The 13,285-nt window shown below is 57.8% G+C and carries 6 protein-coding genes; 3 read left to right on the top strand and 3 right to left on the bottom strand.

The genetic code is table 11. The features are described 5' to 3' along the window. Positions 1-41 precede the first annotated feature (41 nt). The gene (locus POR16_RS00275) at positions 42-1,034 is read left to right on the top strand and encodes a LacI family DNA-binding transcriptional regulator (protein WP_005887746.1); all 993 of its coding nucleotides are present in this window, start codon (positions 42-44) and stop codon (positions 1,032-1,034) included. Between the two features lie 150 nt (positions 1,035-1,184). Here the strand turns inward: POR16_RS00275 and POR16_RS00270 are convergent, their stop codons facing one another. Continuing rightward, the gene (locus tag POR16_RS00270; RefSeq protein ID WP_005887744.1) at positions 1,185-6,920 is read right to left on the bottom strand and encodes a hypothetical protein; all 5,736 of its coding nucleotides are present in this window, start codon (positions 6,918-6,920) and stop codon (positions 1,185-1,187) included. 597 nt (positions 6,921-7,517) lie between these two features. Between POR16_RS00270 and POR16_RS00265 the strand changes: the two genes are divergently transcribed. Together POR16_RS00265 and POR16_RS26755 are read left to right on the top strand one after the other, a co-directional pair. Then, entirely contained in the window at positions 7,518-9,011 is a 1,494-nt protein-coding gene (locus POR16_RS00265; protein WP_024668929.1) for a YifB family Mg chelatase-like AAA ATPase, read from the top strand. 115 nt (positions 9,012-9,126) lie between these two features. Beyond that, positions 9,127-9,990, top strand: a complete 864-nt coding sequence (locus POR16_RS26755) for a type III secretion system major pilin HrpA (RefSeq protein ID WP_005887739.1) — start codon at positions 9,127-9,129, stop codon at positions 9,988-9,990. A 127-nt stretch (positions 9,991-10,117) separates the two neighbouring features. Here the strand turns inward: POR16_RS26755 and POR16_RS00255 are convergent, their stop codons facing one another. Next, positions 10,118-11,425, bottom strand: coding sequence for a CitMHS family transporter (locus POR16_RS00255; RefSeq protein WP_005887737.1), 1,308 nt, complete (start codon positions 11,423-11,425; stop codon positions 10,118-10,120). Between the two features lie 457 nt (positions 11,426-11,882). Further along, positions 11,883-13,280 carry an aminoacyl-tRNA deacylase and HDOD domain-containing protein gene (locus POR16_RS00250; RefSeq protein WP_005887735.1) on the bottom strand — a complete coding sequence of 466 codons (1,398 nt, stop codon included), beginning with the start codon at positions 13,278-13,280 and terminating at the stop codon, positions 11,883-11,885. Between the last annotated feature and the right edge of the window lie 5 nt (positions 13,281-13,285).

The raw sequence follows: 13,285 nt of genomic DNA, 5'->3' as shown, positions 1-13,285 counted from the left end.
AGCATGATAATCATCAGTCAACCTGACAGGCCCCGCCTCGCATGACCTCAGTTAAAGACGTTGCACGATTGGCCGGTGTTTCCCTGATGACGGTGTCTCGAGCGCTCAATAATCCGGAAAAACTGAGCCCCGAGACCTATCAGCGAGTCCGCAGCGCGATTGACGAGCTTCAATTCGTACCCAGCCTGTCGGCTCGCAGAATTCGCGGCGACAACCTGCAGACACGAACGATCGGCGTGTTTGCCCTGGACACCGCAACAACACCCTTCGCGGTCGAGCTGCTGCTGTCCATCGAACAGACCGCGCAGCAAGCAGGCTGGAACGTATTTATCCTAAACCTGCTAAGCAACCCGCCAACCGACCAGAACATCGACCTGATGCTGTCACACCGGCCTGACGGGTTGATCTTCAGCGCCATGGGGTTGCGCGAAGTGAGCATTCCGCAGCGCTTGAAGAGCAAACCACTGGTGCTCGCCAATTGCGTGGCTGATGACAGCAGCCTCGTCAGTTATGTGCCAGACGACGAAACCGGGCAGTATCGCGCCTTGCATCACGCGTTCAGCCAGGGCTATCGACGCCCGTTGTTTATCAATCTGCCAAAACAGAGCCTGGCCTGGAAAATTCGGCAAGCGGGTATGCAGCGTGCCTGCCAGGCATTCGGCCTGGCTACCGGCGAGCTCTTGCAATACAACCTGTCCGAACATGACGCCTATGGGGAAACCGCAGGCATCCTCGAACGGCACATGACTGATGGCCGTCCGCAGTTCGACATTCTGATCTGCGGCAATGACCGCATTGCCTTTTGTGCCTACCAATTGCTGCTGGGCCGTGGCCTGAAAATCCCCGGTGATGTCGCCGTGCTTGGCTATGACAATATGATCGGCATCTCCGAACTGTTCATCCCTGCACTGACCACGGTGCAACTGCCGTATTACGAGATCGGTCGCAATGCCGCCAGGCACTTGATAGAAGGTCTCGAAGTTTCAGGCACCCAGCAGGTGGATTGCCCACTGGTGGTCAGGGAATCGTTATAAAGAACTTGCGTGGCACAGGTCACGTATCAGCGCTGAGCACGCGCGGTTTGTATAACGAACGTTGACCATCAGCGAAACGACTGACGAATCAACAAAACAAATGAAGCGACCCTCAGGCCGCTTCATTTGTTGTTGCAGGGAACAGCGAAATCACCGCTGCGTCTTATCGAGTTCGCCCCACGTCATGTCACGTACGGCATCGCTGAAGCTGCGCTCACCCTCAAGAGCAGCGCGGTTTGCCTGGTCCAGGCGTTTAGCGGTCGCGTCCATCGCTTGCTGCTCGCCAAGCCAGTGGGCGCGCAGCCATTGCAGCGATGAATTAATGCTTTGCAGCTCCAACGCCATCTCTTCGCTGTTGCCACTGCCCTCCTGACCGCCGCTTTCAAGTTGCATCAGGAGCGCGTCTCGACGTGCGACCTTGTCATCCACTTGCGATGAGATGCGGTTAAGTTCAAGCCCAGTCGCCGTGCCCACTTTCGCCCCTTCTTCAGCAAGTGTTCTTATGGCATTTCCGAGTGAACGCCGACGCGTTTCAACAGTAAGCAGATGGGCCGAAGCCGGGTTCTCCTCCTGCGCGGTCTGATCGCCAGTTGTCGTGTAAACCATTTCGCTGGCCTGACGCATGTCCTGCTCAGCCTGATCCAGTGTCTGATGATATCGATCAAGCGACGCAAACGTCCCCTGCGCGCCTTCTCCATCAGCGGCACGGTCATCAATTTCAGGCACTGGCAATTCAGGGATGCGTACAAGCAGCCTGTCTATATGTGCGGACGTCAGCCCATAAACCTGCTGAAACGAACCGATAGCCTTCGCCTCACGCTTAAGCGCCGAACTCATACGCTGAACTCTACCGTCAAGTTGGCTTATCAGGTCATTGGTTGTTCGCTCAGCAACATCGCCTGTGGCGCGTATCGTTGTCTCTCTACGCGGCGACGGAGGGGAGTAAGGAACTTCCCCAGCCTGCGTTCTCTGCCCCAAGGCCTGAAGACCGAATCCTTGTAATGCGCTTAACGGTCTCTGCAACGCTCTGTTTCCGGCTTCCAGTACTTCAATACCTTGCAAACCGTCATAAAGACCGTAGCGGAACTGGATCTCTGCTTCGAACAGTTGATGCGATGTCGCGCCAGTGGCCGAAACATTCAACAGCGGCAGGCCTATTCTTGAAGTCACCGGGTTTTCATCGGTGTTGTGTACGGCAATCGCCGCCAGTCGATACAGGTCAGGCGTGTTTTTGATCTTGTCCAGAACGCCGCGCCAATTCAGTTCGCTTGCAGAGGGGCCCTGCAAACCGATCGCGCGTGCCGACGCGTTCTGCTCCCGTGCCAGTAACGCGTCGTTGATGGCGAACCTCGCCTGTGGACGCATCTCGAAGACATATCGCACCTGATTGACGTTGGGCAACGACTGGAAACAGAGCATGACCTGATCAAGGCCAGGTATCTTGCGACGCAGCTCCGCCAGGTCGTTAAGTTTGCTGCCAAGCCCCAGATGACCGATGGCGTGAAAGACTACTGTTTCCAGAGATTCACGCCCGAACAGGTTGAACTCCACGCGCGCCCCCGGAATGGCCCTGGCACGGTGCTGAACGGCGCTTTGGTCCTGCTGACGTAATTGATGCAGCATCTCCACTACCGAGGCGCGGTCAATTTCGGAGCTCGCACGCCACACGCTGCTGTGCGCATCCGACATTTCTCTGGCCGCATTGAAGCGCTGACGGCGCAGAGCCCCACCCTCAAGGGCACCACCGGCTTCCACCCTGCGCGCCTCGGGACCCTGAATGCGGTCGATCATCTGTTCGATTGCTGCAATACGCTGGCCAGCGCTGGCAGAGTAATTGAGGGCACTCAACTCTCCGCTATTGTCAGGAAAGGCGCTGGCCAGACGCTGACGCATAATGTTCCATTCCTTGGCCGTAACAGGCTTGGCGACCTCAGTATCAAAGGTGCGCTTATAGCTGGCCGTCGACAAAAAAGGGCCCCGACGCTTATCGTCCACTGCGGCATCGGTCGGCAACTGCACATCGCTTGACGCAACGCGGATGCCGGCGAGCTGCAAGTTACCGTTCCCAGTGGACGCATTTATCAGCTTTTTAGGGTTATTGCCGAGTGCAGAAGACAGCGAGCCCCCAAGGTTCAGATTGCTATTGAACTCAAGATTGAAATCCGTGCGCCCCTGAAATTCCAGACCGATGATATCTGCCCAGGCGTGATCCAGATGCAACTCCATTTGGCCCCAGTGCGCGCCAGCCTGAGCTGTCCCGCCTGCCGACAACGCCATCGACGCGGTACTGCGCCGGTTGTCTGCACTGGATACTGCAGCAGCTGCCGTCGGCTTTTGTGGCCCGTATTTCTGGCTCAAGCTAAATGGCGACACGCTGACGTTCGCCCCCACAGACGCATTCAAATTGGTTTCAAACAGGTCCAGGCCAATCGAACCACCATTCACACCGGTGCGCAGGATTTGGGTGCTATCGGGGTGATCGACGTCGAACAACAGCCGCACGAAATCGGAAATCGTCGAAGGCGCGATGATTACGGCGGCGCCCTGACCATGTTGATACGCACCGGACAGGCTCAGGTTGCCGGAGCCTCCCCAAGTCGAGTTCATCGAACGACCCGGCCGCGCATCAAGAACACGTCCGCCGCTGCCAGCGCCCGGCTTGAAGTCGATTCCTACCCCGGACGTTGCTGCTACAGAGGCCTTGGAATGGCGCACAAAAAACGCGACCAGCCCGGCATCGCTGTCCTTGCCATCGCCGATACGCTCTACACCAAGCACCTGAAGCGCCTCGCCAGTCACCCCGACGCTGAACGCATTAAGATGCTTCCAGTCAGACGCGCCCAACGAACCGCGAAGTTCCAGACCACGCGATTGCGTCGAGAAAAAAGTACTTCTGTTGAAAAGATCCAGGAGTAGGTCGGACATACGCGCCGCCATTTCGTCGGGCTTGGCATCGGGCGGCAAGCCAAGATTCTTGAGCAACTGGGTGCGGCGCGCCGATCCCGGCAACGTTATCTGTTCACGAAACGTCGTCACCACGTCATCGAAGGCTGCTAATTGCCCCCACGAAGACAGGCCGAGTTTGCACAGCGCCGGAAGCCTGGCATCTTGCTGACGCTTATCAGCCATTTCGAGTGCCTGCGCGTCAGTGCTTCTCAACAGCTCGTCATAATCCACCAGCCCGGCAACCAACCCTGCTGTTCGCAAACCGTAGGGAGCATTGCGACTGGCGCTATCAGCGTATCCATCATCAGCCGGTAAACGTACGCCGGCACGCATCATTTTTTCGCTGACCTCGTACAAGACACCCAGCAATTCAGCCTCACGTTCGCTCATACGATCAGCGTAAAGCGCAGCGCCTGCAGCCAGGGCTTTAATGCTCATGTTGAGGTTCGGCAACATGTCTTCCGACCTGGACAACCCGACGGAAGACAGCGTTTTATCCACTTGCGAGTGCTGTCGTCGCCATAGCTCGGCCATCCGGAACGTCGGCGTAGAGGTGGTAGAACTCAGATCATGCGCACTGTCACTGCCGCCCATATCGCCCATGATTACGCCTTCATGGAAGCCGATCTTGCGCAAGTCACGCAACAAGGCTTCCAGTTTCTCTTCTCGCAGGTTCAACAAGCGTTGTGTTTGCTGATGTGACAGCCCGAACCGTTCTCCGTCAGACGGTCCTACGGCCAAATCGACACGCACCTGCGCGAGCGTCGGCAGATTTTCGAACAGCGTTTTGCCTGATGCATAAGCTAGTTTCGCCTCATTGTGGAAACCGGCCAGGCGTCTCTCCTGAGGGGTCGGTGGCAGAACGACGCCAAGCGTGTGTGCCATTGCCCGCGCCGTGCTATTCACCGCTGCGCCCAATACATCCCTCGTCAATGCGCCAACCTGAGCGCGAGTTGTATCAACCACTGCCTGCAGGCTTGACGCCGTGGTCAGCGGGTTATTTGCTGTTGTCCCCAACAGCGTTGTCACCAATGACGCGTCATGATGCGGTGTGCTGATACGACTGGCTTGCTGTTGATTGGCGAGGGCGTTGCTACCCGCAAGAAAGTTCTCCGAAGGCACTTCATCCCCCTCCGGCTCAGGCTTTACGCGTGCCGGCAAAGGCTGGTTGTCGTGTGACGTCATTGAAGGCAGTAATGTGTGCCAGTTTTCTCCCAGTTGTAATTGTATTTGCCCTGTTCGAGTGGCACGAAGACTTGAAGGATGAACAGTGCCCGGCAGCTCTATCTGCACCGGCTCCCAGTCATCGTTTGCGCTCAACCGTTTCAACTGAGGCCGTTGGTTATGGGGATGATGCAGTACGAGCAACTGATCGTTGAGCCCAATAGCGATGGCAAGGGGGCGCTGCAACGATGGAAGCTGGCGGGCTTCGCCACCTGCGGCGGCCACTAATCGCCCCGATTCTGTCAGCGCGACACTCCGACGATTGCTGTGAACCGACAGCGCGCGTACTGGCTCGTCAAACTGCGCGATAAGACCGGTACGTACCCCGACCGTATCCGGTACGACCGCCAAGGGCCCACCCGCAGGATAACGCGGAAGTTCGGCATCACTCGGCAACCATGAGGTTCGCCCCTCCAGCTTCAGTTCGAAGACTTGCCGGGCATCACCACACAAAGCAAAAACCGGTTTCCTGTCAATAAATCCCGACGCAGATGAGTGAACAGATGTGACACCGGTGAGCGGTTCGCCACCGGGCTGCTTTAACCGCTCCCATGGCTGGTCGGGAGCAGGCTGATAATGAAGCACGCCGTCTATATGCCCCACCTGAGCATGACCATCAAGCTGAACACGCGACTGCACATCTGCGTCCGATGGAACATGCAGTCCCTCGGTGTGGAGCAGCAGCAAGGGGCGATCCAGCAGATACGCTGGACGAAACAGCGCCTCGCCTGGCGCTTGCTGCAAGCTCATGCGCCTACCGTTTTGATCCTGCAGCATCAGGTGAACAGTGTCGTCCCTGGACAATCCCATAGCGGTCACGGCCCAGCCTTTAGCCCGCGAAAAATCGTCAGGCAAGTTCAGCCGGTGGGCTTCTACAGGCCCGTTACCTTGCAGCTCGGCTTGATAAACGCGTCCTTTATCATCAAGGACCAGCGCAGCGTTGCCGCTCGGCAATGGCAGGAAATCAATGGGGCTCGCCGGGCTCTGCTCGCTACCCTGGCTGTTGGCTGCTGACCGCCACAGCTCGACAGCACGGGAACTGCCATTCGAATGAAGCACTCCCTTATGCAGCCACTGCACCTCGCCACCGGCGTCAATCCGTACTGCCGCACCTGCAGGAGGTCGCTGGGTTGCCACGGACTCGGCAGACGTCTCGGTTGCGCGCCAGAGTTGACTGCCGTTATGTACATAGACACGACCGTCCGCCTGCAAACCAATCATCCGCAGTGGCTCACGGCGATCCATGCCAGGCAGCGTCAGGGGCGTCCAGCGTCCTTCCAGACTTGCGGCATGAACCACACCGCCTCGCTCTAGATAGGCTCGATCCGGGGAAGACTGCCAGACCCCTGTCAATAATCCTATTGGCGGTTCGGCAAGTCGGGCAGCTACGCCATCAGCGTTTATTTCCCCGCTGATACCTCGCTCGACTTGCGGATGGACCGTCAAAACTGCCATCAACATGCCAGGTACGGAGGTGAAAAAGGCCTCATTGCTCGGTGCTTGCTGGTCGTGGGGTACAGCGGCATAGCGCAGTAGCTTGCCGTCGTTACCAAGACTGGTTTCGCTGCGAACCGGCGGTCGCTTTGCCAGCCAGGCATTAATGACACTTTCTCCCTGCGCATCGTTTCTGACGCGAACACGCCTTCCAGACTGCGACGGCACGGCTTGCAGTCCGAGCACCTGGCTATTCAAACCTGCATGAGGTCGATTTCGCATGCCGCCTCTGCGAGACGACTCACTTTCGGCAGCCAAGGGTTCTGGCGATGGGGAGGGAGGAGGACTGACCGCGGGCGAGGCCCTGTCCATGTCTTGAAGCTCTGAAACGGCAGTAAATCCGGAAGAGGTAATCTTTACCATAATTATTATTAAGTCCCTGTACAGTAAATTTATATTCCGTTTATCACCCACGAAGAAGCAACGGCATCAAGCCGAGGAAGACGCGTTTCAAATCGTTGTTACAGGTTGAACGTCCAGAGCATTATAAAAATTGCTAATTAATGCCTTCTCCGTGGCAGCCATAAACGACAGTAGTTTAAGTGGCTATGCAACCCGTTCAGTTCCTATAGTTGTCATAAAAAAGTCACAAGCATTTTACGCAGCGGCTTAACGGTTAAGTCGTTCCAAAACGGTTTTTTTGACCACCGCGGTTCAACCGGAGTCTACGTGTTGTAAATGAGCATTCCGATTGGACTCGCATCCGGGCACGGACCTTTCAATCCCTCCTCCACTCACACTCTGTATCCATTCCTCGCCTACCCTCACCCGCCAAATAAAGCACGATACCCGCCCATCGCTCATATCAAGGAATGATCTATGTCGCTGGCCATCGTCCATAGTCGTGCCCAGGTCGGGGTGGAAGCCCCGGCGGTTACTGTTGAAGCGCATTTGGCAAACGGCCTGCCAGCCCTGACGCTGGTGGGGCTGCCGGAAGGTGCGGTCAAGGAGAGTAAAGACCGGGTGCGCAGCGCCATTCTGAATTCCGGGCTGGATTTCCCGGCGCGGCGTATCACGCTTAATCTGGCCCCGGCTGACCTGCCCAAGGATGGCGGTCGCTTTGACCTCGCGATTGCCTTGGGCCTGCTGGCCGCCAGCGGGCAAGTGCCTCTGGTTGCGTTGCAGGATGTTGAATGCCTGGGCGAGCTGGCGCTATCGGGGGCGATTCGGCCGATTCAGGGGGTGTTGCCTGCTGCGCTGGCTGCACGCGCGGCAGAGCGGACGCTGATCATCCCGGCGGTGAACGCCGAGGAAGCCTGTCTGGCTTCCGGGTTGCGGGTGATTGCCGTCAATCACTTGCTGGAGCTGGTCGCGCATTTCAACGGCCGCGCGGTAATTGCGCCGTATCAGTCCAGCGGCTTGCTGCATCAGCCCAAGCCGTATCCCGATTTAAGCGAAGTACAGGGTCAGACAGCTGCCAAGCGTGCGTTGGTGATTGCCGCTGCCGGGGCGCATAACCTGTTGTTCAGCGGGCCGCCTGGCACGGGTAAAACACTGCTTGCCAGCCGCCTGCCGGGCTTGCTGCCGCCGCTGGATGAGCACGAAGCGCTGGAGGTGGCGGCGATTCAGTCGGTCGCCAGCCAAGTGCCGTTGACCAGTTGGCCGCAGCGACCGTTTCGGCAGCCGCATCACTCGGCATCCGGGCCGGCGCTGGTGGGCGGTGGCAGTCGTCCGCAACCTGGCGAAATCACCCTCGCCCATCATGGTGTTCTGTTTCTTGATGAACTGCCGGAGTTTGATCGTCGAGTGCTGGAGGTTTTACGCGAACCGCTGGAGTCCGGGCATATCGTGATCTCCAGGGCACGGGACCGCGTGCGCTTTCCGGCGCGGTTTCAGCTGGTGGCTGCGATGAACCCGTGCCCCTGTGGCTATCTCGGCGAGCCGACCGGACGCTGCCGTTGTTCTACCGAGCAGGTGCAGCGTTATCGCAACAAGCTGTCTGGTCCGCTGCTGGACCGGATCGACCTGCACCTGACCGTCGCACGTGAGGCTACGGCGCTCAATCCCGACCAGACCACCAGCGAAAACACTGCCAGCGCCGCAGCGGTAGTTGCTCAGGCACGCGAACGCCAACAGCGTCGTCAGGGCTGCGCCAATGCCTTTCTTGATCTGCCGGGGCTGCGCAAATATTGCGCGTTGTCGAGCACTGACGAACGCTGGCTGGAAACAGCCTGTGAGCGCCTGACCTTGTCACTGCGCTCGGCCCACAGGCTGCTGAAGGTAGCGCGCACCCTGGCTGATCTGGAGCAGGTGGATGCGATCAATCGCAGCCATCTGGCTGAAGCGTTGCAATATCGGCCTTCGAATAATTGAATGCCCTGAACGCGAAACTCGCCGCCGAGCGCCATAGCCATGGCAACGGATGCCCCACAGCAAGGAACTCATTACAGCGAAGCGCCACTCAGCGGCAGTAAAAGGAGTTTGCTCAATGAATATAACGTCACTCACATCAACCGCCGGCAAAAGTCCGACTGCTCAAGGCACAGAAAAAATTTCCATTCCCGACTCCTCGCGCATGATCAATGCGGGTTCGACGAGGTGGTTGAACAGGAACCGTAGCGTCATCGGTAACCACATCAGCACCAGTATCGAAAAAGGGAAACTGTTCGAGTTGGCCTCGCTGGGTGACAACATGTTCGGTGTTCCTGCCATTGCAGTGCGCAACTCGACATATCGACCTGTTTTGAGGTTCGAGCCCGACCACAATCAGGACTTAAACCTGGTCGAAGTGTCTATGCAGGACAGCGCAGGCAAGCTCAATCCTTGGCAGCCGTCACCCGACGAAATGGCTCCACCCTCGCCTGCATCTCTGCCAGACGCGCAAGCCAGTTCTGCTTCGTCATCATTACCGCGCATGCCACCCGCAGGCGCGACGTTGAGTTCGTTGGGCACTGCGTTAAATCAGGCACAGCGCCACAGTGCGCGTGTGGATAAGTCTGTTGCGAGAAGTTCTGGCCAAGACGAGAGGAACGGGGCAAGGATCAATGCAAAGCAATCAAAGCCCATAGCGACTAAAGATTGTGACGATCCTCAGACAACTCATTCTGATCTCGACAGGCAACAAGATGCAGACCCGCGCCCTGCTGAAGGTATGAACAGCATGGGAGAGCATCAGAATGAAATGCATCACGCTGAAGCGCTTCTCAAAGCCAAATCAGATTTGCAAACCCGGGAGGCGATGCACAAACAGCATATGGACGTGCTTGATGCCATCCAGTCTGGTCGTGAGGACTCCTTCGACAAGAAGATCAGCGCTACCGACGAGAACGCCAAGGGCATCAATTATGTGTGACCTGCCCCTCGGCGATAGAAAACGCGCCTTGAAGCGCCCTGCTGCGTTCCGTGCATAAATACCCCAAACGCAAAAACTCGCCGTCAACGGTCAAGTCGACGGCGAGTCTTTGGTAGCGCAGCGAGGCTTACATGCTGCTGTAGAGCGGGAAGATGCCCATCAGCAGTGCGGCAACCAGAATGCACATGCACACCAGAATCGCCCATTTCAGGGTGAAGCGCTGATGGTCACCGAACTCGATACCGGCCAGAGCAACCAGCAGGTAGGTCGACGGCACCAGCGGGCTGAGCAGGTGAACCGGTTGACCGACAATTGAAGCGCGGGCCATTTCCACCGGGCTGATGCCGTAATGAGCGGCGGCTTCAGACAGCACTGGCAGCACCCCGTAGTAGAACGCGTCGTTGGACATGAAGAAGGTGAACGGCATGCTCACCAGCGCAGTGATGACCGCGAGGTAAGGGCCCAGTGCGTCCGGGATCACTGCCAGCAGGCTTTTCGACATCGCGTCGACCATGCCGGTGCCAGACAGGATGCCGGTGAAAATGCCGGCGGCAAAGATCAGGCCTACTACTGCCAATACGCTACCTGCGTGGGCCGATACGCGATCCTTTTGGTCTTGCAGGTTCGGGTAGTTGATGATCATCGCGATACTGAAGGCGATCATGAACAGTACCGGGAGCGGCAGCAGGCCCATGATCAGGGCAACCATCAGCGCCAGGGTCAGCGCGCCGTTGAACCAGATCAGTTTTGGACGACGTGCATCCGGAAACTGCGAGACGCTGATTTCACTGTGGTCGACTTCATCACCTTTGAGGTGCAGTTCGCCAAGACGGGCGCGCTCGCGTTTGCCGTAGAAGTAGGCAATCGCCAGGATCGCAACCACACCGGCCAGCATGGCAGGGATCATCGGTACGAAGATATCGGATGCATCGACGTGCAGCGCACTGGCCGCACGAGCGGTCGGGCCGCCCCACGGCGTCATGTTCATCACGCCGCCTGCCAGAATGATCAGGCCGGCCATGATGCGCGGGCTCATACCGACGCGGCTGTACAGCGGCAGCATGGCAGCAACGCAGATCATGTAAGTGGTCGCGCCATCACCGTCGAGGGACACCACCAGCGCCAGCACCGCGGTGCCGATCGAGATGCGCATCGGGTCGCCTTTGACCATTTTCAGGATCTTGCGCACGGCCGGGTCGAACAGGCCGGAGTCGATCATCAGCGCAAAGTACAGAATGGCGAACATCAGCATCACGCCAGTCGGCGCGAGCTTGGTAATACCGGCGAGCATCATCGGGCCGATCTGCGACGCAAAACCGCCGAACAGGGCAAAGATGATCGGAACCAGAATCAGAGCGATGAGCGCAGTCAGGCGCTTGCTCATGATCAGGTACATGAACGCAATAACCATGGCAAAGCCAAGGAAAGTCAGCATGGGAATACTCCAGACGTCAAACGGCTACAGAACGTGAATTGAACCAGTCAGCTCAGCAGATCGGTACGTGGAGTGGGGGCGCAAGAAGGGTGTACACAGAGAAGTCAGCAAGCATCGGAATCACCATTATTGTTGTTAATTGGGCCTGAAACACCTTGGAGTCCGTTCCTGGCTAACCGGTCTTTTTGCCGGAAGTGAAGCGATGCTAATTGCCCAAGCTTTCACAAAGCTTTCAATCGACGGTTGTGGAAATTTATTGTTGAACAGAGACAGGTTGCCGTGGCATCTGGCGTGATGCAGGAGTGGACTTGTCCACGAACTGCCGGGAACCGGCAGCAAAATCGGTGCATACCGAACATCAGACACAACCGAGGCCACCGGGCAGAAGCCCCGTTTCATGGGCCTCCCAGGCAGTCAGCGTTGTGTACAACGCAGGCACTACCTGCCAACCCACAGGCTACTTACTGAACTGTGACGCCAGTTCGCGCAGCAATACTTCTGCTTCCAGCACTTTTCTTACAGACTCGTTGGCCTTTTCACGGCTTAGGCCGAGTCGGTCGAACAGTTCGTCAGGGATCTCTTGTTCCGGGCCGGCTCCTACGCCATTCGCCCGCAACAGGCGGACCGCCAGATACACCAGATTGGCATAAGCGTAATGCTCGCCGGCATAGTGGGGGTCGTGTTGAAAGCGCAACGCGGTAGAGAGTTCGTCCGGCATGTCCCAGTAACGCATCAGCCAGGCACCGATCTGCTCACGGCTGATACCCAGCAAGTGATGCTCGATGTAGCTGTGGTGCAGGTGCGGATTGACTTCGAGCTGGCGACAGATCAGCGTGAAGTGCGGCGGGAATACGTGCGCCAGCAATAAATAACCGAAGTTGTGCAGCAAGCCTGCGAGGTAGCTCAGGCCGGCTTCCGGGCGCTTGGCGCGCGGGATCGCGCGGGTCAGGCCTTCAATAACCGCTGCGGTGTAGATCGACTGCTGCCAGTAAGGCGTGGTCTGTTGTGGCTGATCCTTGGGCAGGCTGAGGGTCTTGCCCAAAGCCAGACCAAGTGCAAGATTGATCACCAGATCAAAACCCAGCACGCGGACGATCGCATCTTCGACCGAACGAATCTTGCCGGTCGATGCGTAGTATGGCGATGCCGCCCAACTGACAACCTGTGCAGCCAGCGCCGGATCGGTTTCGACCACGCCAGTGATGTCGTCGATGGTTGCATCGGGATCGACCCGCAGCTTGATGATCTTCTGTGCGGTTCCGGCCAGCGGCGGAATCTCCAGGGTCGCTTCCAGACGCTGCTGAATGCGGCGCGCTGTAAACGCACGCATGGCCTGGGTGATTTCTGCGGGATCATCGTCAGGACGATCAAGGTTCGGATGAATCGACATCACGGACTGGCCGAAGTGAGCCGCGCTGGCTTTGCTCAGCATGCCCTTGAAATCGTCACTGCTGATTTCCAGCAACAGACCCGGTTCGCCCGACCCTACAAGCAGTGTCGGCTCTTGCAGCAGACGATCATCGTAAAGGCATGGTGAGCTGGTCAACGCAGGGAGACCCGGCAACACCTGCAGGTTGTGCTTGGTAAGCATGCGCGCCAGCCGCTCGTGAGAAACGGCGGTCAGTTGTCGGCCGGTCAGCTCGGTGATCCGGCTCAGGTCAAGCAATTGGCTTTGCGGGAACAGGATAAGCAACGCGCCGACAGCGTCCTCGACCAGCACGGCCTGAACCTTGCGTGCCGGAGGCAGACTTTTGTCGTCCACGACTTCGTTGTAGCTGATGGCCAATTTTTCAAGCAACTGCCGGATGACCGACGGTGCATGGTTCGAATCATTGACGTGGGCAACTTCTGTCATGAGCT

It is taken from the genome of Pseudomonas coronafaciens pv. oryzae str. 1_6 (assembly GCF_000156995.2).
Taxonomy (GTDB): domain Bacteria; phylum Pseudomonadota; class Gammaproteobacteria; order Pseudomonadales; family Pseudomonadaceae; genus Aquipseudomonas; species Aquipseudomonas tremae.
The sequence above is the reverse complement of the archived record's forward strand: the minus strand, read 5'-3'. Positions and strand labels throughout refer to the sequence as shown.